Here is a 21,515-nt window from a genome sequence, read left to right as displayed (position 1 = left end):
GTTTCTGCGTAAGCCTAAGCAAAAGTCATCACCGAACCAGACTTCGGCCGCCTGATCACCGGCTGCATGATCAGGCCGCTATCGGCGGACGCGGACGTGAGGACAAGCGGCGGTTTACCCAAGATGTTGTGATTCCTTCCCATTGAGATTGCTGGCTGGCCATGCCGAGCAGAAATCCCATTGACAGCCGAAAATATCTGTATATACTCACTATATACAGTTAACCCGGCATTGCATGGGCACCGACCTACTCCTCTCCCCGTATTCCGGCGTGCCGATGTACGCGCAGATCGTGGAGCAGATCGTGGCCAAGGTGATGTCCGGCGCCTGGCAGGCTGGCGATCCGTTGCCGTCGATACGCGAATTGTCGGCCAGCTGCCAGGTCAGCGTGATCACCGTGAAGCGCGCCTACCTGGAGTTGGAGCGGGCGGGCGTCATCGTCACCCGGCAAGGCAAGGGCTCGTTCGTTGCCGACGCACTGGACGCAACGCGAAACCTAGCGACAAGTGAGTTTCAAACGGCTTTGCAAGGGCTGTTGGACGCAGCCAGGACACTGGGGCTCGAGCGACGGGAGATCGTCGACCGGGTCGAACAGGCGCTGTCCGCGCAAGACGATACAACCCCGCCTTCCATCGAATAGACCAAGCGCAGGACGACGCCATGATCCACGCCATCACATTGAAAGGTGTTAGCAAGCACTACGACGACTTTGCATTGCACGACATCAATCTGGCACTGCCGACCGGCCAAGTGATGGGTCTGGTGGGTGTGAACGGTGCGGGCAAGTCCACCCTGCTGCGCCTGCTCATGGGCTTGGTACGCGCGGACGGCGGCGAGGTCGAGGTACTCGGCCAACGCCTTCCTCAATCTCAGGTCGCCGTGAAGCGCGAGATCGGCTATGCCTCCGACGACATGCGCCTGTACAAGGGACAAACCATGCGCTGGCACATGGATTTCATTCGCGGCGTCTATCCCCGCTGGGACGAAGCCTATGCACAGGATCTGCTCAAGCGCTTCGACCTACGGCCGCAACAGGCGATCGGCGGGTTTTCGCATGGGCAACGGGTCAAGGCGCTCCTGTTGCTGCTGTTCGCACGTCATCCGAAGCTGTTGCTGCTGGACGAGCCGACTACCGGACTCGACCCCGTTGCACGCGGCGAGGTACTGGATGCCATCGCCGAGGTTCTGCGTGATGAGGAGCGTTCGATACTGTTCTCTTCGCACAACACGGCGGATGTCGAGCAGATGGCAGATTCGATCACCTTCCTACAGGACGGCAAGATCATCGCCTCGCGCGACAAGGAACTCTTCCTCGATGGCTGGCGCCGAATCCTCTGCCGCGGTGTCATGACGGATGCCATTCGTCGCTTGGCCGGCGTGGCGAGCGTGCGCGACAGCGCCCCGCTCATCGAGATCAAGACCGGTACATTCGACGACGGCACCGTGCCTGCGCTTCAAGGACTGGGGCTAGCGGTGGAGTCGGTTGAAGCGATGCCATTGGAAGACATCTTTATCACCACCGTTCACGGGAGCCGCAGCGAATGAACTGGTCCGCATCAGACACCGCCACGGTCGGCAAGCTCATCGTCAAGGATTGGCAGGTGTACCAGAAGCAGCTTGCCGGGTATGTCGCCGGCCTGCTGCTCGCACTTGGGCTGGTCGGCATGGGATCGCCGCTCCTGGCGGCAGCCGGCGGACTGTTGCTTCTAGTGCTATTAATCGTGGTGGGAATGTTCGCGATCGCGTCCTCGATCATGGCCGAACGCAAGGAGCAGACCCAGCCCTTTGTGATGAGCCTTCCGGTAACGCCGATGGATGTGTTCTGGAGCAAGCTGATCGCCAACTTGGTGATCTACATGGTGCCGTTCCTGCTCGTGACAGGTGGCATGTTGGGCATGATCCTGGGCACACCAAGTCCTGACGGAGCAGTGCCGTGGGTACTGCTGATAGCGCTGTTTGTTCTGGTGAATTTTGTCGTCACGCTGTGCGTGGCAATTGCGGTGGATTCGGAAGGCTGGAACACGTTCGCGATGCTGGCGCTGATGACCCTGATCGGACCGTTCATTTACTGGGTAACCTGGATGGACGGCATCCGCGAGCACCTGAAAGGCGATGTCATCGTCTGGAGTCCGCAGGTGCTGGGGCTGATCGGCGGCCAACTGGCCTTGATCGTCATCGCCATCTTCGCCGCCGGATGGGTGCACGCGCGCAAAACCTCATTTCTCTAAGTACGCAGCGATGCAGTCCGGAGACCGCTTCCACTACATGGACAACCTGCGCGCGTTGGCGATGCTCGCAGGCGTGGTGTTCCATGCTGCGCTGGCCTATAGCCCGTTGATGCATCCTGTCTGGCCACTGGCCGACACTGGGCAGTCGCAGGTGGTGGACGTCGTTGCCTGGTTTTTTCACTTGTTCCGGATGCCGCTGTTCTTTGTCGTCGCTGGCTTCTTCACGGCACTGCTGGTGGCGCGCCGCGGCATTGGCGGACTGTTCCGCAATCGCAGTTTGCGTGTGCTGCTGCCACTGATGCTATTCCTGCCGTTGGTCCTGATCAGTATGCAGTGGTTGACGGCAAACGCAGTTGCCAACGTGGCGCATCCATCACCCATGCTGACTTGGTTGCGCACATGGGTTGATCAACACGGCGAGATGCCGTCGATGCCAAGCTGGGCGCATCTATGGTTCCTGTTCTACTTGATGCTGTTCACCGTTCTGCTCTGGGTCGGTTCCGCACTCGGCCTGCGGCGCATCGGCGAGCGGATCTTCGCGTTGCCACCGGCTGCACTTGCCCTGCTGCTGCCCTTGCCGCTGGCCATATCGCTAGCTAGCACCACCATCCCGTGGCCAGCGCCTGAATTCCTGTTGCCCTCGCTTTGGGCGCTGGCGTTCTTCGGCCTGTACTTCGCGTTGGGCTACCAGATGCTTCATCGACCAGCGATGATCAACCGCATGAGCGCGCTTGCTCCGGCACTGCTGGTGAGCGCACTGGCGGCGTATGCGGCGCTGTTCGTGATGACGGAAGGTTTCTTCGGCGCGCGTGTGACATCACCCATACAGTCTGCACTTTATGCCTTGCTCGAAGCTGCGGCGGGCCTGTGGATGACTTTGTGGTGCTTGCTTGCTGGCAAGCGCTGGCTGGACAGGAAACAGGCGACGATGCGCTGGCTCGCCGACGCCTCGTACTGGGTCTACTTGGTGCACCTGCCGCTGCTGTTCGCCATCCAGTACCGGTTGCTCGACCTGCCGCTGCACTGGACGGCGAAGTTCGCGATCGCCGTACTGGTTACATCTGCAGCCTCACTGGCAAGCTACCAACTTTTAGTCCGCCACACCATGGTCGGCACGCTGCTCAATGGTCATCGACCACGCGCATGATTGCTAGCGCGAATGGCGCATACCGCCGAGCTAGCAGAGAAAATTGCACACATTAGGCGGACATAGATTCAGGCTTTATGCGCCACATGGAACAATAATGAAACTACTTGCAATAGGTGCGATAGCCGTTCTGACTGGCTGCGCTACGAGTGCCTCATATAGCCCAACCTCCAGAACTGCTGTAGATCTTCTGGATGCAAGCCGCGATAGACATATCCCGATCAAGCTCTATTTTCCGACACATCAAATCTGCACACGCAGAAGCCCCTGCCCCGTGGCTTTCATCAGTCAAGGCTACGGACTTCGTCACACTGACTACTCGTTCATTGCAAATTCTTTAACAGAAACTGGCTATCTGGTCGTGTCTATCCAACATGACTTGCCATCTGATCCCGCCATAAACAAGACCGGAGATCTAATCGAAAATCGCACTCCAATGTGGCAGCGGGGAGCCCAGAACATTCGATTTGTGCGTGACACCCTATCTCATTCTTACCCCAGATTTAGCTGGCCAAGCTTGGTTCTCATTGGTCACTCCAATGGCGGAGATCTCTCGGCACTTGCTTTACAGGAGTCGCCCACGCTCGCCTCAACGCTGATCACGCTCGACAATCGCAGGTATCCACTCCCCCGAACATCTTCGATCAAGTTGCTTTCTATTCGTGGCAGCGACTACTCGGCAGATTCAGGGGTACTACCTGCCACCCAGGAAGTGGGCACACGCACTTGCATTACAACCATCGCCGGCGCCCGTCACAACGACTTGAACGATTATGGTCCTGCCGATCTGAAGTCAAAGATCAACGCTATCATCTTGACATTTCTGCGGTCTGGTCAATGTGGCGAATCGCACTAATGTGCTCGGGCGGTCGACAACACGAACTATTTCACCGATTGCAACACCTTTCGTAGCCTCGCAACATCCACACCACTTCGTGCCGCACGCATCCCACTTTCGCATTCTTTCAATGCACCAAACGCGAGCGGCCCTTTACAGGGTTGAGCACCTTCGTTGCATGTCGCAACGGTTTGTCGCGCAGAAGCTATCTCCGATCACAGCATAGTGAAACGCCCCATTCGCGGGCAGGCCCAACCCGGACAATGACGCCCCTATGAAGCTACTCGCAGAAAAGCTCGGAAAGAACGACAAGCTTGATCGCCTACGATTCATCCGCTCGGACGGGAGTGAGACCCACTGCGCTATGCCGCGTCAAGGCACGCTACCACATGACCTTGTTCACTACGTGGTCGAATCGGCACTACCGTTAAAGCACGGCTTCTTGAGCCTCGTTGCGGGCGGTTCCGATGCAGGCTTTGTCATGCAGGCCGCCCATGATCCAACCAACCTGTCCGTTGAAACAGAGGCAGTCCAGGTCGAAGCTATTGTAGAAGCGCTGCAAACTCAACTCTGGGGTGGCGCATTTGATCGTGAATCCTTCCTGCAGGCAGTTCTCATGGCAAGCAACTCGCGCAACAAGCCAGTCTTCGAGTTCTCCAGCAACGCTCCAGAGGCTTTGTACCGCGACGCACTGCTCTTGCTGGATCAGTGGAATAAGGTTCCATTCCATCAAAAAATGGAACTCACTTTTGTCGTGAGCGAGAGCTAATAGCTCATTAATGCCGACGCCGCTTCGCGACTCCACTTAACTCAATCGTTAGAAGCCATGGAAGCTAACCGCTGGCCAAGCGGATTCTAGAAGCATGTTGCAGTCATCGACCTCACGTGGGAGCGGCTACAACAATGATTTTCTGCGCCACTCATTGCTGGAACGTAACTTGCTTACGAACGCAATTGCTCTTTCGAATACCGGATGCCAACCTGGACCGAGGCTAACGTGAAGCGGCTGCCAGAAGAAGAAAAGTTCCATGCCGCCATCGTCAGGCGCATGATGGCTCCAGGTGTCGGGCAACGGTGCTGCTGGCTCGACGACCGCCATCCACCATACTTGGCCCTCGTGGCCCGACAGCCATAGGCCAAGCTCGCGGCCGACAACGGCGTCATTGATGCCCGACTCCTCCGCGAGTTCCCGGAGGGCAGCAATCTCCGGAGCTTCGCCCGGCTCTATCGTTCCCTTGATCAGTTGGAATCCCGCCTTGGGATGGCGAAAGGCCAAGATCTCGGCGAGACCGTCCTGGCATCGCATCACCACGGGACAAACCTTGTTCGGCGTCACGTGGGCGTCCCCTGGCGGGAGTCTCGTTGCGGCCCTAGCAAAGTTTCAGTCTCGGTCGCCCAATGCAGCCACGCACGCTCTCGCGCCATGCCCCAGCGCATGATCTGGTAAATAAGCTGCTTCCATCGGGGCATGTCGGCCACGTCTTCGGTGTAGTGCTCACGTTCGACCGACTCGAGCATGGCTAGACGCGCCGTCCGTGCTGCACGTTCCGCGGCGATCTGGTCCAGCAGAGTGTCAACGCCGCCAAACTCCCCGGCGAACATCTTCACCATCAGAGGGTCGTTGATCCGCGGGATCTCCTGTGGTTGCGAGAACCAATGCGCGAATGCGCGCCGACCGGCAGCGGTGATCGCATAGATCTTCTTGTCGGGCCGCGCCTGCTGGCTGACTTCCCGAAACCGCAGCCAACCGTCCTCAGTCAGCGTCGCCAGTTCCCGATAGACCTGCTGATGGCTGGCCCGCCAGAAATAGCCGGCAACAGCGTCGAATTCCTTGGTGATCTCATAGCCCGTGGCTGGCTTCGCCTCAACGATGGCCAGGATCAACATCTTCAGCGACATAGGGGCTCCTTATGAACATTGTTGCATACAAGTCGATCGGAATGTTAAGTTATATGCACCACGTTGCATAATGAAACTCCTCAATGAATACCTACACCACCATCGCCACGCGCGGTCGCTGGATCTGCTTGTTAGCTGGCGCCCTCGCCCTGTGCTTCGCCAATGGGGTGACGGCACACGTCGCCGCGGCCTGGATCGCGCCACTGCTGTTGCTGCGGTTTGTCATGACCAGCCGACCGAGTGTCGGCTACGGCCTACTCGTGCTGGCGGTAACGATCGCATCGTATGTCACGCTACGTGGAGTGATTCCTGTGCCGCAGACTGAGTTCCTGATCACCTGTGCGATCTCAGGCGTGCTCGGCGCCTTGCCCTATCTAGGCCACCGCTTGCTGGCACCACACCTCGGTGCGGTCGTCGGATCGCTCGTCTTCCCATCGGCGAGCGTGGCGCTGCTGTACGTGCTCTCGGTCGGAAGTCCGTTCGGCACATGGGGCGTCGATGGCTACGTGCAGGCCGACTTTTCCGCGCTGACGCAGTTCGCGTCGTTGACAGGCATCTGGGGCGTGACGTTCATGGTGTTCTGGTGCGCCAGCGCGATGCAGGGGTGGATTCCGCCCCGCCTTCCGGGTAACGGTCCCACTGTCGCCACGTTCGCCACTGCATTTGTGGCTGTGATCGGGTTCGGCATGATTCGGATTGCAATCGCGCCTGCCCCTTCGGCGGACATCGGCGTCGCCGCGCTCGCCACACCCGAAGGTCTGCCGGACAAGTTCTTCGAAGGCTGTGCCGCCCGCGAAGACCGCATCTGCCGAGATGCGGGGGCACGAAAGCGCTGGGATGCATTGTTCGCCCACGCGTCCGCGGCGGCGCAGCACGGCGCGGGGCTGGTGGTTTGGCCCGAGGCCGCGGCGCAATACGATGCCGCTCTGGAGAAGGAGTTCATCGAGAGGGCACGCGATTTCGTCCGCAAGCACCACGTCTACCTGATCGCGGGTGCCGCAAGCGTGCCGGCCGACCCAGATGTGCCGATGGACAACAAGGCATTAGTTTTCACCCCGTCGGGCGAGTTGGCTTTCGAGTACCACAAGGCCATTCCAGTGCCCGGAGAGCCGATAGAGGCAGGTGATGGCGTGATCCGGACGCTGGACACGCCGTTCGGTAGGATTGGTGTCATCATCTGCTTCGACGCCGACTTCCCGATGCTTGTGCAGCAGGCCAAGCAGCGCGGTGTCGACGTGCTCGCCATCCCCGCCAACGACTGGCAGGCGATCACGCCACTGCATGGTCAGATGACGCGCTTCCGTGCGATCGAGAACGGATTTTCTGTCGTTCGCGCAACCAGCAACGGGCTATCGCTGATAGCCGATTCGACGGGGGCGGTGCTCAAGGAAGTCAATTCGTTCGATGCGCCGGGAGGCGCAGCGTTTGTACGGCTACCGGTCCGTTCGCGAGCCACGCTCTATTCTATGGCAGGTGACGCGTTCGCTATGGTCTGCCTGCTGCTGACCGTCTTACTCTCGCTGGCGGTATTGGTAAAGCGCTTTCGGGGCAGCAGATCCAGACCGGCAGCGTCGGTATGACGTTCAGGCGTCAAGACCGACTCGCACCTACGCTTGCATGGATGACCCAATGAACGACATTTCGCAGCACCGAACCGCCGAACAGTGACCCGAAATTGCCCTCACTATCGCTGGCATTGTTGGCGCCGCCGTCATGGCCTTTCATCCCGCGGCAAAAGGGTTTGACATCGAAGAGCGACTGAAAAGCTTGGCAACTTTTCGGCGCTCAGCATGCATGTCCACATGACGATGATTGCTTCCGTAACCTGCATCTGGCTTTCGTTTGCTTATCTCGCCAAGCACTAGCCACCGAACGGCTGGGTGTGGATCGCGGTGCGCCTGTACTCCATCGCGGCCAGCGCCATGTTGGGCGCGGCATCGATAAGTGGGTTCACCCTTAAGGCTAGCAGGCAGAATTCTCAAGTGGAATCAGTGGTTTCCTCTTTTCGTGATCGAGGTTTCCTCTTCTCGCGCGCAAGTTTCCTTTATTCCCACTTCCCACACCGAATTCGCGTGCTTGGTGTGCGGGACTGCCTCCGCACGCACAGATGCAGCAGCCTCGACGCGCATACAGCTCTACATTGCCCTGCACCAAAACAATGAACGCCCCGGTGGGGCGTTCATGTGGACTGGCCAATCAGTCGTTCCAGCACACTGTGATGAACCCTTTCGGAGGGCGCATCGGCACGACAAGACCTCATGCTTGCAGGAAATTCGAGCTCAACTTGCACGAATTCCGATCCGACCTTGCAGGAATTCAGTCTCCCCACACTTAATCCGCCCTCCGCGGGACATGATTTATCCGCACTTGCTATAACCACAGTTCAAACACGTCGCGCACCCGTCCATGATGACGAGGGCCTTGGTGCTGCACTTGTGGCAGAGGGTTGCAGAGGGCGGGAAGCTGGCGCCATCGCCGGTGACGGCGATGTCCTCGGCGGCGCCCTGAGCGGGCGCGGCCGGTGCAGCGGTCACGGTTTCGCTTACGTCAAAGTTTTTTTTTGCGCGGTCTTCGTACTGCTTGCGCTTCTCGGCCAGGATGGCGCGCTGGTGGGCGCTCATTTCCGGGTCGTGGATCAGGCCGATCGACTTCATGTGCTCTTCGACGATGGCGCCCAGCTCGGCCACCAGCGACGGCATGTACACGCCACCGGCCTTGAAGTAACCCCCGCGCGGATCGAACACGGCCTTCATCTCGTCCACCAGGAACGTCACGTCGCCGCCCTTGCGGAACACCGCCGACATGATGCGCGTCAGCGCGACGATCCACTGGAAGTGCTCCATGGACTTGCTGTTGACGAAGATCTCGAACGGACGGCGCAGCTCGTGCTCCGTGCCGGCGTTGAGCACGATGTCGTTGATGGTCACGTACATGGCGTGCTCGACCAGCGGCGACTTGATCTTGTAGGTGCTGCCGATCAGGACTTCCGGGCGCTCGATGCGCTCGTGCATCTGGATGATGTTGTCCTGCGGGGTTTCCTTTTCCACCGTCTCGCGCGGCACCGACGCGGTGGCGACCGGCGCTGCGGCTTCGCGCGCCTTGTCTTCCGGGGTGAGCACGCTGTAGCCCTTGATTTTCTTGTCGATCTTGACGGCCATGACGGTGGAATCCTGTTCTTGTCTTGTTGATGGTGACGACGACGGGCGGGGCGATGGCCTTCCGGGCCGGCTCCCGCCCCAACCCTCCCCCGGATCCGGGGGAGGTGGGGTGAAGCATCAGGTCTTACTTACGGGCCGCTTTTTTCGCGGCTTTCCTCGGGGCTTTCTTCACGGCCTTCTTGGCCGCTTTCTTCGGGGCGGCTTTCTTCGCCGCCTTCTTCGCGGGCGCCTTGCGGGCGACCTTCTTCACGGCTTTCTTGGCGGCCTTCTTCGCCGGCGCCTTCTTGGCGGCGGCCTTCTTGGCGACCTTCTTCACCGCCTTCTTGGCGGCCGTCTTCTTGGTGGCCTTCTTCGCTGCCTTCTTCGCCGTCTTCTTGGCGGGCTTCTTGCCGGTGACCTTCTTCTGCAGGCTGGCGGCTTCGGCCTTGGCGGCGGTGCTGGCGGCGGCCAGCTTCTTCTTCGCCTTGGCGACGGTCTTCTTCACCGCCTTGGCGGCCTTGTCGGTGCGCTTGGCCACGGCCTTCTTCGCCTTGGCGATGTCGGCGCTCACCGTCTTCCTGGCTTTCTTGGCGGCTTTCTTCGCCTTGGTGACGGTCGCGCTGGCGGTGGCGGCGACGGCCTCGCCGATTTCCACGGCCTTGTCCTTCACGCTTTCGGCGGCGCCGGAAAGCGTCGCGGTGACACCATTACCGTTGCTCATGTTGCCCTCCTGTGGGCGAGGTTGGTTGACGCTGCCGATGCTATACCCGATGGCGCGGGGTGGAACGGTGAAGCGGATGAATCGGTGGTTCAACTTTCCCCTCGCCGACCTGCGGCGAGGGGACGCGGACCGGCGAGGCGCCGGTCAGAACTTGCCGTAATAGCCTTCCTTCAACGCATCGAACAGGTTGGCGGCGGTGTGCATCTCGCCGTCGTACTCGATCTGCTCGTTGCCCTTGACCTCGATGACGTTGCCGTCTTCCAGCTCGAAGCGGTAGGTGGTGTTCTCCAGGTCGGCTTCCTTCACCAGCACGCCCTGGAAGGCGGCCGGGTTGAAGCGGAACGTGGTGCACCCCTTCAGGCCCTGCTGGTGGGCGTAGCGGTAGATGTCCTTGAACTGCTCATAGGGGTAGTCCGTGGGCACGTTGGCAGTCTTGGAGATGGAGCTGTCCACCCAGCGCTGCGCGGCGGCCTGCACGTCGACGTGCTCCTTCGGGCTGATGTCGTCGGCGGCGATGAAGTAATCGGGCAGCTTGGCTTCCGGATCGTCCGAGAACGGCATGGCGTTGGCGTTGACCAGCTCGCGGTAGGCCAGCAGCTCGTAGGAGTAGACGTCGACCTTTTCCTTCGACTTCTTGCCTTCGCGGATCACGTTGCGGCTGTAGTGGTGCGCGAACGAGGGCTCGATGCCGTTGGAGGCGTTGTTGGCCAGCGACAGGCTGATGGTGCCGGTGGGCGCGATGGAGCTGTGGTGGGTGAAGCGGCTGCCGACTTCGGCCAGCTCGTCCACCAGGTCAGGCGCCACTTCGGCCACGCGCTGCATGTAGCGGCTGTACTTGGCGTGCAGCACCTTGCCGGGGATTTCCTGGCCGGCCTTCCAGCCGTCCTTCGCCATTTCCGGGCGCTGGCGCAGCATGGCGGCGGTGACGGTGAACAGCTCGTCCATGATCGGGGCGGCGCCCTTTTCCTTCGCCAGGGCCAGGCCCATTTCCCAACCGGCCACGGCCATTTCGCGGGCGATGGCTTCGGTGAACTCGCAGGATTCGGCGCTGCCGTACTTGTGCTTGAGCATGGTCAGCGTGCTGCCCAGGCCCAGGAAGCCCATGCCGTGGCGACGCTTGCGCAGGATCTCCGCCTGCTGCTGCGGCAGCGGCAGGCCGTTCACTTCGACCACGTTGTCGAGCATGCGGGTGAACACGCGCACGACTTCCTTGTATTCCTCCCAGTCGAAACGCGCCTGGTCGGTGAAAGGATCGCGCACGAAGGTGGTCAGGTTGACCGAGCCCAGCAGGCAGGCGCCGTACGGCGGCAGCGGCTGCTCGCCGCACGGGTTGGTCGCGCGGATGGTCTCGCACCACCAGTTGTTGTTCATCTCGTTGACGCGGTCGATCAGGATGAAGCCCGGCTCGGCGTAGTCGTACGTCGAGACCATGATCATGTCCCACAGGTGGCGGGCACGGATGTGGCCGTAGATCTTGCAGGCCACCAGGCCGTCGTCGCGGACGATGTAGTTCTTGTGGGTGGGCCATTCGCGCCAGACGACATGGGCGGCGTCCTCGACGTCGATGTCGCCCTTCTCCTTGATGTTCACCGGGAACACCAGCGGCCAGTCGGCGTCGGTGTCCACGGCTTCCATGAAGCCGTCGGTGATCAGCAGCGAGAGGTTGAACTGGCGCAGGCGGCCGTCTTCGCGCTTGGCGCGGATGAAGTCCTTCACGTCCGGGTGCGAGATCTCGAACGTGCCCATCTGCGCGCCACGGCGGCCGCCGGCGCTGGAGACGGTGAAGCACATCTTGTCGTAGATATCCATGAAGGACATCGGGCCGGAGGTGTACGCACCGGCGCCGGCGACGAAGGCGCCCTTCGGGCGCAGCGTGCTGAACTCATAGCCGATGCCGCAGCCAGCCTTCAGGGTGAGGCCCGCTTCGTGGACCTTGTCCAGGATGCCGTCCATCGAGTCTTCGATGGTGCCGGAGACGGTGCAGTTGATCGTGCTGGTGGCCGGCTTGTGCTGCTGGGCGCCGGCGTTGGAGGTGATGCGGCCGGCCGGGATGGCACCGCGGCGCAGCGCCCACACGAAGCGCTCGTACCAGTAGGCACGCTTCTCCGGGGTCGCTTCGGCGTCGGCCAGGGCGCGGGCCACGCGCTGGTAGGTGCCGTCGATGTCGGCGTCGAGGGCCTCGCCCTGCTTGGTCTTCAGCCGGTACTTCTTGTCCCAGATGTCCTGGGACGCCGGTTGCATGGGGATCAGGGTGGGCTGTTCCGTCTTGATCGCCTCGAGGCGCACCGTACTCATGGTCTTGTTGTTCTCCTAAAAACGACTGGAACCCGTAATGGCTGTGCCGGGTGGGCGCCGGGCCCACCCCCTGTATCTCAACGCGGACCCGGACGACGGGGACGGCGACGCAGGCAGTCGCTCAGGAGGCGCCGCCCGGGTTGCCGGATTGTGGAAGTGGGCCGTACCACCGACCTGGAAATCGCCGTGTCGCCCACTGCTTCCCTCGCCCTCATGCGCCAATCCCCAAAGGCGCCCGAATTCCCAAGCAAAACCGCCTGAAAACACCATCGCTTGGGTCCGCCACGTGCTGGACCGCAACATATTGTGTCCACACGAGGCATGCAAACTACGCCCGGGTGTGACCCCTGTCAACCGGATTGACATGAAGATTGCATGACGCCACGCGACCGTTCGTCATCACGCGCGCCGGCCCTTTCCGGGCCCGATCTCCGCCCGCGCCAGGCCCGCCCCGGCTGAACTTCATTGCCGGTTTAGGGGTCCCTCAGCAGACTCATTCAGGTTCGCCCCCCGCCCCGTGCGGGCCCGGCTCCTCCTTCCTTATCCATGCGACGACCCGCCGACCGACCATGAAGAACGCGATGCGCCCGCTCCCGACCCTGATCGCCCTGACCGCTGCCGCCGCCTTCGGCGGTTTCGCCGCCACCGGCCTCAACGAACTGCTGCAGCAGCCGGCCCAGGCCGCCCCCAGCGTTGCCGCGGCGGTCCCGGCCGCCGCCGCCCTGCCCACCGCCGTCGATGGCCAGGTGCTGCCCTCGCTGGCACCGATGCTCAAGCGGGTCACCCCGGCGGTGGTCAGCGTGTACAGCCGGCAGACCGTGCGCGTGGCCAGCCCGCTGGGGCCGTTCGGCGACGACCCGGTGTTCCGGCGGATCTTCGGCATCCCGGACATGCCGCGCGAGCGGGTGGAGCGCGCGCTGGGCTCGGGCGTGATCGTCGATGCGGTGCGCGGCTACGTGCTGACCAACCACCACGTGGTGGAGAACGCCGACGGCGTGTCGGTGACCCTCAGCGACGGCCGCCAGGTGGAAGCCGAATTCATCGGCTCCGACCCGGACACCGACGTCGCGCTGATCCGCATCCCCACCCAGGGCCTGACCGCGGTGCAGATGGCCGACAGCGACCAGCTGCAGGTGGGCGACTTCGTGGTGGCGATGGGCAACCCATACGGGTTGGGCCAGACGGTCACCTCGGGCATCGTCTCGGCGGTGGGCCGCAGCGGCATCCCGGTGGCGGGCTACCAGAATTTCATCCAGACCGACGCCTCGATCAACCCGGGCAACTCCGGCGGTGCGCTGGTCGACCTGCAGGGCCGGCTGGTGGGCATCAACACCGCCAGCTTCAACCCGCGCGGCAGCATGGCCGGCAACATCGGCCTGGGCTTCGCGATCCCGATCAACATGGCGCGCGGGATCATGGAGCAGCTGATCGCCAACGGCGGCGTGGTCAAGCGCGGCACCTTCGGCGTGGAATCGCAGGACGTGGACGAGCGCACCGCGCGCGGCCTGGGCCTGGACGCGCCGCGCGGCGCGCTGGTCACCCGCGTGTATCCCGGCTCGGCCGCGGCCACCGCCGGCCTGCAGCCCGGCGACGTGGTGACCGCCGCCAACGGCCAGCGCATCGACAACCGCGCGGCCCTGCACAACTTCGAAGGCCTGCAGCCGGTCGGCACGCGCGTGGCGCTGGACGTGCGCCGCGATGGCAAACCGGTGCAGCTCAACGTGGCGTTGAAGGAAGGCGCGCGCTCGGCCGACGGCACGACGATCGACGCACGCCTGACCGGCGCGACGCTGAAGGAACTGGACGAGTCCGCGCGGCAGGTGCTGCGCAGCCAGGGCGCCAACGGCGGCGTGCAGGTCAGCAACGTGGCGCGCGACAGCCGCGCATGGAAGAGCGGCCTGCGTCCGGGCGACGTGATCGTGGCCAGCAGCAGCGGCGAGTTCGGCGACCTGCCCGGCTTCCGTGCGACCTTCGAGCGCTCGCCGCCGCAATTGGTGCTGCAGATCCTGCGCGGACGCGGCACCGGTCGCGTGCTGATGCAGTGAAGCGCGCGCGGTGGACGGGATAACAGCCCGTTCACCGCCGTGCATTAGAGTGGCCCCATCCCCCGCCCGCAGGAGCACATGATGACCATGCCGACGAATACCGATGCATTGAAGTCCAACCTGGGCGAAGCCGGTTCGCACCTCGCCTCCGCCGCGGCCGCCGCCGGCGAAGCGATCAAGGGTGCCGCCAGCGCCGCGGGCGACGAGCTGCGCCTGGGCAAGGCGAACGTCAAATCCGAACTGGCCGACAGCGCGCTGTCCGGCATCGCCGCGGCCGAAGCCGGTGGCGGCGCCGCGCGCGAGCAGGTCGATGCGCTGATGGACAAGGGCCGCGACCTGATCGACAGCGCCGCCGACCTGATCCGCGAACGTCCGCTGGCCTCGTTCGGCGTGGCCTTCGCCGCCGGCTGGATCATCGCCAAGCTGGCGCGCAGCGGCGGCGACAAGTAAGCCCGCCGCGTGTCCGACGCGCCCCGCGACACCGACGCACCCGCACCGCCCGACCTCGCCGATACCCTGAAAGAGGTCGGTGCGGCGGGCCGTGCTGCGTATGGCTCGGCCAAGGACACCGGACGCGCGCTGCGCGGGCTGGTGTCGGCCGACTTCGCGCTGGCGCGCAGCGCCTTCGGCCGCGCGCTGGCGTGGGCCGGCGTGGCGATCGTGTTCGGTGCATCGGCCTGGCTGCTGGTGACCGGCGCGCTGATCGCGCTGATGCAGCGCTTCGGTTTGTCGTGGTTCCAGTCGTTGTCGATCGCCGCGCTGCTGAGCCTGGCCGTCACCGCGTTCGCGGTGTGGAAAGTGGGCCGCTACTTCGACTACACCGGCATGCACGCCACGCGGCGGCAGCTGTCGAAGCTGGGCCTCTTCGACGAGGACGCGGCGATCGACGACGACCCGCCCGCCGCCGGCACCGCGCACGACCCGCGCGCGTCGGACAACGGAGGCGCCTGATGCGCTTCGAGAAACTCCTGCAGCACGTGCAGCGCGCGGAACAGCGGGTGGAGCTGCGTGCGACGCACACGCAGACCCAGTGGACCACGCTCAAGCAGGCCTGGCTCGAAGGCTGGACGCCGGGGCGCATCCTGATCGCCGGCGTGGTCAGCGGCTTCCTGGTGGGCCGCGCCGAACCGCTGCGCACGCTGACCGGCGCACGCTGGATGCAGATGTTCAGCGCGGTCTCCAGCCTGCTGGCCACCGCGCAAGCGGCCGCCGCCGCCGAACAAGCGGAACAGGCCGCCGACACCGCGCAGGACGTGCAGGACCAGGCCGAGGGCATGGCCGAGGCCGAAGAGCCGCTGGTCGACGAGGCGTTCGAGGACGACGACATCGTCGTCACCGCACCCCGCCCGGCCGAAGCCGCCACCGAGCTGTCCGAACGCTGAAAGCAACCCCACCTGTGGGAGCGACGTAAGTCGCGAGCTTTTCCATCCGCCCTGCCGCGCGCCGCCTTGCGCGCGGATGAACGCGCCTCCGCACCTGGCCCTCGGCACGCGTCGCGACTCACGTCGCCCCCACGGGATTGCCCCCACAATCGCGCATCCCTTAAGGCGGCCTCCTGTCCATGAGTACACCTGCGCCACCCGACGCTTCCCCCACGCCCGCCGCGCCGCCTAATCCGACGCGGCCCCGCGCCTCCGTGCCGCTGCTGGTACTGGCGACGCTGGCGGTGGGCTACACGCTGTGGGCCGCACAGGACGTGCTGCTGCCGGTGCTGCTGGCGATGTTCTTCGCCCTGGTCGGCAACCCGATCATCCGGTTGCTGCGGCGGATGTACGTGCCGCGTTTCCTCGGTGCGCTGCTGGTGCTGCTCGGCGGCATGACGGTGACCGGCCTGCTCGCCCACAAGATGCTGCCGTCGGCGATGGACTGGGCGCAGCAGGCGCCGCGCGAGATGCGCCAGCTGGCACCCAAGCTGCGCGAACTGACCAAGCCGGTGCAGGACGCCAACAAGGCCGCCGAAAGCTTCGCCCGCGCCGCCGCCGGCAGCCAGACCAGCAAGCAGCCGCAGATCGTGCAAGCCGCACCCGACGACCCCTACCGCAAGCTGCTGGCCACGCCGCGCGTGCTGGCGTCGCTGCTGGCGGTGGTGCTGCTGACGTTCTTCTTCATGGTCTACGGCGAGAACCTGCAGCGCAACGCGATCGCGTTGTTGCCGGGGCGGCAGCAGAAGAAGTTCACCGTGGACATCCTGCATTCCATCGAGCGCGAGGTGTCGCGCTACGTGCTGACGATCAGCGTGATCAACACGGTGGTGGGCTTCGTGTTCGCCGGCGTGCTGTACCTGCTGGGCCTGCCGCTGGCCGAGGCGCTGCTGTGGGGCACGATGGCGGCGCTGTTGAACTTCGCGCCGTACGTGGGGCCGCTGATCGGGATCGTGGCAATGCTGCTGGTGGGCTTCATCAGTTTCGAGGAGCCGTTCCAGTCGATGCTGCCGGCGATCGCCTATCTGGTGCTGCACACGATCGAGGGGCAGATCGTCACGCCGATCATCCTGGGCAAGCGGATGGCGCTGTCGCCGCTGGTGTTGATCCTGGCGCTGATGTTGTTCGGGTGGTTGTGGGGAATCATCGGGTTGTTGCTGGCGGTGCCGCTGTTGGTGTGCGTGAAGTTGGTGCTGGCGCGGGTGGAAGGGATGGAGGGGTGGGCGCGGCTGTTGGAGTGATCCCTTCACTTTTGCGCGCCTGCGGCGCCGGGTTTGCGCCTGTCCAACATGGTGCCGCTCGCCGCGGGGGCCCTACTTTTCTTTGCTTGTGCAAAGAAAGAATCAAAGAAACACACCCCAGGCGGCACGCCCTGCGCTTCGCTCCGGGTTCGCGGGCGGGCCGGGAACTACGTAAGGCACATCCATGTGCCATACGAAAACGCCGCCCATCCGGGGCGGCGCCCTTCGGGTTTTACCCAGCCCACTCGCCGTGCCTCATGGGGACCCTGAAGAGCCACGTCAAAGGCGTGCACGCCGGATATGTCCTCGTTGGCTTTCGGGGCCCCTTTAGGTTCGGCAGTCACGGCGGGTAAAACCCGCAGGGCGGCGCACAAGGATGTGCGCCGTTTTCGGCCGGGGCAGGAGGCCCCGTCCGAAAATTCCCGTCGGGACTGCGTACCCGCCGCGCAGCGGCGGGCGGACCGCCGGGGTGTGTTTCTTTTGCCTACTTTTCTTTGCACAAGCAAAGAAAAGTAGGGCCCCCGCGGCCAGCGGCGCCATGTATTGCCGCGCAAAGCACCACACGAAGGGCATGAACCCGATGCGCTCACCCATGCATGTGCATACCGCGCTCACGCCGCCCGCGACCACCGCCGGTATCCCTGCCCCACCCAGTGAAGGCCTCCCGGCAACCGCGTGTAAAATCGCCCCGATGAGCTTTCCCGTCCGCGCCATCACCCTCGACCTCGACGACACCCTGTGGCCGTTCGCCCCCATCGGCGCCCGGATCGAACGCGTGCTCGACGACTGGCTGCGCGAACACAGCCCCGCCACCGCCGCCCTGTTCCCCGTCGAACGCATGCGCGCCGTCCGCGACGCCGTGTTCGCCGCCCACCCCGAACACAAGCACGACCTCAGCATCCTGCGCCGGATGACCCTCGAACACGCCCTGCGCGAGAGCGGCGCCGACATGGCCCTGCTCGAACCCGCGTACGAAACCTTCTACGCCGCCCGCAACCAGGTCGAGTACTACCCGGACGCGCTGGATGCGCTGCACCGCATCGCCGCCCGCCTGCCCGTGGCCGCCGTCACCAACGGCAACGCCGACCTGCAGCGGATCGGCCTGGGCCACCTGTTCGCCCACCAGATCCACTCGCGCGAGCACGGCGCAGCCAAGCCCGAGGCCAGCATCTTCCACGCCGCGTGCCGCTTGCTGGACGTGCCGCCGGCCGAGGTGCTGCACGTCGGCGACCACATCGAAATGGACGTGCTGGGCGCCGCGCGCGCGGGCCTGCGCAGCTGCTGGATCAACCGGCCCGAAGACCACGACGGACGGCCGCAAGTGTGGACCGACGCCACGCTGCGCCCGGACCTGGAATTCGCCACCCTCACCGCGCTGGCCGACTGGCTGGACGCGCATCCTTCTTTCGCCACGGAACACGCTGCCGCATGAGCGCTGCCCTCGCCTATACCGACGCCTCCACCACCGCCCGCGCGTTGCACGTGCTGGACCGCACGCAGCTCGCCGCCTGGCGCGCCACGCAATCGCCCGCGGTGAACGCGTGGATCGATGCGCAGGGCTTCGCGGCCGGCGCGGGTTCGCTGGTGCTGTTGCCGGGCGATGACGGCCTCGCGGGGGCGGTCATCGGCATCGGCGATGCGCTGGACCCGTACGCGTATGCGCATGCGCCGTTCGGCCTGCCGACCGGCGACTGGCAACTGGCCACCGACCTGCCGGCCGAAGCGCGCACCGCGCTGCAACTGGGCTGGGGCCTGGGCAGCTACAAGTTCGACCGCTACAAGCAGCCGGCGCGCAAGCCCGCGCGCCTGGTGCTGCCGCAGGCCGATGCCGAAGCGCTCGACCTGCTCGCCGCCAGCCTGCAGGTGCGCGACCTGGTCAACACGCCGACCGAGCACATGGGTCCGGACGATCTCGAAGCCGCAGTGCGCGAGCTCGCCACCACCCATGGGGCCGAGATCGAGGTGATCGCCGGCGATGCGCTGCTGACCGAGAACTTCCCCGCCATCCACGCCGTGGGCCGCGCTTCGCACCGCGCGCCGCGCCTGATCGCACTGCGCTGGGGCGACGCCGCCGCGCCGCACGTCGCGGTGGTCGGCAAGGGGGTGTGCTTCGACACCGGCGGCCTGGACATCAAGCCGGCCGACGGCATGCGCAACATGAAGAAGGACATGGGCGGTGCCGCGCACGCGATCGCGCTGGCCCGCCTGGTGATGGCGCGCCAGCTGCCGGTGCGGCTGACCCTGCTGGTGCCGGCGGTGGAAAACAGCATCGGCCCGAACGCGTTCCGCCCGGGCGAAGTCATCGCCACCCGCAAGGGCGTCAGCGTGGAGATCGACAACACCGATGCCGAAGGCCGCGTGATCCTCTGCGATGCGCTGACCTATGCCGGCGAGCAGTCGCCGGAACTGCTGCTGGACTTCGCCACGCTGACTGGCGCCGCACGCATCGCGCTGGGGCCGGACCTGCCGGCGCTGTTCGCCAACAACGACAGCGTGGCCAACGACTGGATCGCCGCCGGCGAACGCATGCGCGACCCGGTGTGGCGGATGCCGCTGTGGCGCCCCTACCTGCGCTATCTCACCAGCGGCATCGCCGACCTGGCGAACGCGGGCTCGCGCATGGCCGGTGCCGTCACCGCGGCGCTTTACCTGGAGCGTTTCGTGCCCGATGGCTTGCCGTGGGCGCACCTGGACGTCTATGCGTGGAACGACAGCGACCGCGCCGGTCGTCCGGCCGGCGGCGAAGCGCTCGCACTGCGGAGCGCCTACGCGATGCTGAAGGCGCGTTACGGCGCCACGGCCTGAACCACGGCGACATCGTTCGCCGCGGTTTCCACCCGGTTGCGGCCGGCGTGCTTGGCCCGGTACAGCGCGGCATCGGCCTGCCGTAGCAGCGTCTCGCCCAACCCGCCGTGCTGCGGGAACATCGCCACGCCGATCGACACGGTCACGTGCGGCAGTTCCTGCCCCAAGTGCATCACCCGCATGCCTTCCACGCCCGCGCGGATCGCCTCCGCGCGCGCCTGCACGGTGATCGGATCGGCTTCGGGCAGGATCAGGGTGAATTCCTCGCCGCCATAGCGGCAGGCGATGTCTTCGTCGCGCGACAGCGCCTGCAGCAAGCGCCCGAACTCGGCGAGCAAGGCGTCGCCGCCAGCATGGCCGTGCACGTCGTTGAAGCGCTTGAAGTGGTCCAGGTCCAGCATCATCAGGCCCAGCGGCATGTGCCGGCGCTCGCAGCGCGCCAGCTCGCGCGCCAGCGACTCTTCCAGGTAGCGGCGGTTGAACAGGCCCGTCAGCGGTTCGCGGATGGACTGCACGCGCAGGCGCGATTGCAGTTCCAGGCTGGACAGCGCCATCGACAGTTGTTCGGCGGCGGTCTTCACCAGGTCCATGCGGACGAGGAAGGCATCGTCGTGGCCGGACAGGTACAGCAGGCCCAGCTGGGTGCCCTGCGCGATCAACGGCACACACACGTAGGTCGGCGTGGCATTGAGCGACGGCGTGGTCACGTGCGCGCAGGGCAGCAGCTCGTGGTGCGCGCGATGCACATGCGGCTGGCCGCGCCGTAGCGCCCAGCAATCCTGCAGGGGGAACATCGCCGGGCCGTTGAGCGCGTGTTCGCCCCAGTGCGCGACTTCCTCCGCGTAGTCCTGCGAAGCGCGCACGCGGTACAGCGTGCCGCCGGCTTCGGGCAGCAGGCGCGAGAAGTACTGCGTCGCCAGGCCGACGGCTTCTTCCACGCTGACGCAGCTCTGCAGCATGCCGCCGTAGCGGCTCAGTTCGTTGAGGTCGGCGCCCTGCCGTTCCAGCGCGTCGATGTTGTCGAGCAACTGCGCGCGCGCCTCGTCGCCGGCGTCTTCGGCGCGCGCGCGGCGGCGGATTTCGCCGACCAGCAGCGTATACACCACGCCGATGATCGCCAGGCCCAGCGGAATGCCCAGCAGCGCCAGTACGCGCAGCAAGGTGGCGCTGTTGTGGCTGGAATTCGCACGCTGCACCAGCAGCTGCCGCTCATTGGCGACCAGTTGCCGCGCCTGCGCGCGCAGCGCGCCGGAGGTGCGCCGCACTTCCTGGCCGATCGAACGCTGCGCCGACGGCAGGCCGCCGGTGGCGTAGTTGCCCAGCGTGGCATCCATCTGCCCCAGGCGGCGCTCGATCTCGAGCTTCCACGCCAATGCCAGGCGGCTCTGGTCGGGGTTGTCGCGGACCAGTTGCTGCAGCTGGGTGAGCAGCTCGGGCAGTTCGCCGCGGCTGCGCCGGTAGTCGGCGAGGTAGTCGACATCGGCGGTGAGCAGGTAGCCGCGCTGGGCGGATTCGCCATCGCGCAGGTGCGCCTCGATCGCGCCGATCAGGGCGATCACTTCGTTGGTGTGCGAAACCCGGTTGGCGTCGCCGATGAAGCGTTGCGCGCCCAGCACGACGCCCACCCCGATGACCACGAAGATCGCGGCGGCGGCGAGCAGGCCGATACGGTTGGCGTTGCGACGGCGCAGGGGCATTCCGTTCCGGAGCGCGGGGGTCAGGGGGAGCCTAGGGTCCC

18 protein-coding genes and 1 pseudogene are annotated in these 21,515 nt (G+C 64.7%); 13 read left to right on the top strand and 6 right to left on the bottom strand.

Features of this window, described 5'->3' with window-relative positions; genetic code table 11:
• The first annotated feature begins 277 nt into the window (after positions 1–277).
• The 5 genes and pseudogenes from ACSION_RS04125 to ACSION_RS04105 all read left to right on the top strand — a co-directional run.
• The gene (locus tag ACSION_RS04125) at positions 278–640 is read left to right on the top strand and encodes a GntR family transcriptional regulator (protein WP_435304966.1); all 363 of its coding nucleotides are present in this window, start codon (positions 278–280) and stop codon (positions 638–640) included.
• 20 nt (positions 641–660) lie between these two features.
• Positions 661–1,545: an ABC transporter ATP-binding protein gene (locus ACSION_RS04120; RefSeq protein WP_435304965.1), complete on the top strand. Its 885-nt coding sequence runs from the start codon at positions 661–663 to the stop codon at positions 1,543–1,545.
• Positions 1,542–2,228 (top strand): ABC-2 transporter permease, encoded by a 687-nt coding sequence (locus ACSION_RS04115; protein ID WP_435304964.1) that lies wholly within the window; start codon positions 1,542–1,544, stop codon positions 2,226–2,228. Before ACSION_RS04120 ends, ACSION_RS04115 begins: the two co-directional genes overlap by 4 nt.
• A gap of 37 nt (positions 2,229–2,265) precedes the next feature.
• Positions 2,266–3,375, top strand: coding sequence for an acyltransferase family protein (locus ACSION_RS04110; protein ID WP_435304963.1), 1,110 nt, complete (start codon positions 2,266–2,268; stop codon positions 3,373–3,375).
• A gap of 1,112 nt (positions 3,376–4,487) precedes the next feature.
• Positions 4,488–4,784: pseudogene (locus tag ACSION_RS04105) on the top strand (hypothetical protein); the annotation flags it as partial.
• A gap of 324 nt (positions 4,785–5,108) precedes the next feature.
• Here ACSION_RS04105 and ACSION_RS04100 read toward each other — a convergent pair.
• Both ACSION_RS04100 and ACSION_RS04095 read right to left on the bottom strand, forming a co-directional pair.
• A complete protein-coding gene (locus tag ACSION_RS04100; RefSeq protein WP_435304962.1) occupies positions 5,109–5,549 on the bottom strand; it encodes an NUDIX hydrolase in 441 nt (146 codons plus the stop codon).
• Entirely contained in the window at positions 5,546–6,112 is a 567-nt protein-coding gene (locus ACSION_RS04095; protein ID WP_435304961.1) for a PadR family transcriptional regulator, read from the bottom strand. Before ACSION_RS04095 ends, ACSION_RS04100 begins: the two co-directional genes overlap by 4 nt.
• Before the next feature lie 83 nt (positions 6,113–6,195).
• Here ACSION_RS04095 and ACSION_RS04090 point away from each other — a divergent pair, with 83 nt between their 5' ends.
• Positions 6,196–7,692 carry a nitrilase-related carbon-nitrogen hydrolase gene (locus tag ACSION_RS04090; RefSeq protein WP_435304960.1) on the top strand — a complete coding sequence of 499 codons (1,497 nt, stop codon included), beginning with the start codon at positions 6,196–6,198 and terminating at the stop codon, positions 7,690–7,692.
• Positions 7,693–8,469: 777 nt separating this feature from the next.
• Here ACSION_RS04090 and ACSION_RS04085 read toward each other — a convergent pair.
• The 3 genes from ACSION_RS04085 to ACSION_RS04075 all read right to left on the bottom strand — a co-directional run bounded on the left by ACSION_RS04085 (position 8,470) and on the right by ACSION_RS04075 (position 12,265).
• A complete protein-coding gene (locus ACSION_RS04085) occupies positions 8,470–9,270 on the bottom strand; it encodes an NrdJb (protein ID WP_093489984.1) in 801 nt (266 codons plus the stop codon).
• A gap of 124 nt (positions 9,271–9,394) precedes the next feature.
• A complete protein-coding gene (locus ACSION_RS04080; RefSeq protein WP_435304959.1) occupies positions 9,395–9,970 on the bottom strand; it encodes a hypothetical protein in 576 nt (191 codons plus the stop codon).
• Positions 9,971–10,114: 144 nt separating this feature from the next.
• Positions 10,115–12,265, bottom strand: a complete 2,151-nt coding sequence (locus ACSION_RS04075; RefSeq protein ID WP_435304958.1) for an adenosylcobalamin-dependent ribonucleoside-diphosphate reductase — start codon at positions 12,263–12,265, stop codon at positions 10,115–10,117.
• Positions 12,266–12,846: 581 nt separating this feature from the next.
• Between ACSION_RS04075 and ACSION_RS04070 the strand changes: the two genes are divergently transcribed.
• The 7 genes from ACSION_RS04070 to ACSION_RS04040 all read left to right on the top strand — a co-directional run bounded on the left by ACSION_RS04070 (position 12,847) and on the right by ACSION_RS04040 (position 19,777).
• Entirely contained in the window at positions 12,847–14,310 is a 1,464-nt protein-coding gene (locus ACSION_RS04070) for a Do family serine endopeptidase (RefSeq protein ID WP_435304957.1), read from the top strand.
• A 78-nt stretch (positions 14,311–14,388) separates the two neighbouring features.
• Positions 14,389–14,760: a hypothetical protein gene (locus ACSION_RS04065; RefSeq protein WP_435304956.1), complete on the top strand. Its 372-nt coding sequence runs from the start codon at positions 14,389–14,391 to the stop codon at positions 14,758–14,760.
• Between the two features lie 9 nt (positions 14,761–14,769).
• Positions 14,770–15,261 (top strand): phage holin family protein, encoded by a 492-nt coding sequence (locus tag ACSION_RS04060; protein WP_435304955.1) that lies wholly within the window; start codon positions 14,770–14,772, stop codon positions 15,259–15,261.
• Positions 15,261–15,692 (top strand): hypothetical protein, encoded by a 432-nt coding sequence (locus ACSION_RS04055; protein ID WP_435304954.1) that lies wholly within the window; start codon positions 15,261–15,263, stop codon positions 15,690–15,692. Before ACSION_RS04060 ends, ACSION_RS04055 begins: the two co-directional genes overlap by 1 nt.
• 179 nt (positions 15,693–15,871) lie before the next feature.
• Positions 15,872–16,972, top strand: a complete 1,101-nt coding sequence (locus tag ACSION_RS04050) for an AI-2E family transporter (RefSeq protein WP_435304953.1) — start codon at positions 15,872–15,874, stop codon at positions 16,970–16,972.
• A gap of 691 nt (positions 16,973–17,663) precedes the next feature.
• Entirely contained in the window at positions 17,664–18,404 is a 741-nt protein-coding gene (locus tag ACSION_RS04045) for an HAD family hydrolase (protein ID WP_435304952.1), read from the top strand.
• Positions 18,401–19,777 carry a leucyl aminopeptidase family protein gene (locus ACSION_RS04040; RefSeq protein ID WP_435304951.1) on the top strand — a complete coding sequence of 459 codons (1,377 nt, stop codon included), beginning with the start codon at positions 18,401–18,403 and terminating at the stop codon, positions 19,775–19,777. The genes ACSION_RS04045 and ACSION_RS04040 overlap by 4 nt, the downstream gene beginning before the upstream one ends.
• Here the strand turns inward: ACSION_RS04040 and ACSION_RS04035 are convergent.
• Entirely contained in the window at positions 19,759–21,474 is a 1,716-nt protein-coding gene (locus ACSION_RS04035; RefSeq protein ID WP_435304950.1) for a diguanylate cyclase, read from the bottom strand. The genes ACSION_RS04040 and ACSION_RS04035 overlap by 19 nt on opposite strands.
• Positions 21,475–21,515: the final 41 nt, after the last annotated feature.

The sequence above is a fragment of the Pseudoxanthomonas sp. LjRoot125 genome (assembly GCF_964252705.1).
In the GTDB taxonomy this organism is placed as follows: domain Bacteria; phylum Pseudomonadota; class Gammaproteobacteria; order Xanthomonadales; family Xanthomonadaceae; genus Pseudoxanthomonas_A.
Note: the sequence above shows the minus strand (reverse complement) of the source record. Positions and strands in the feature narration are given on the sequence as shown.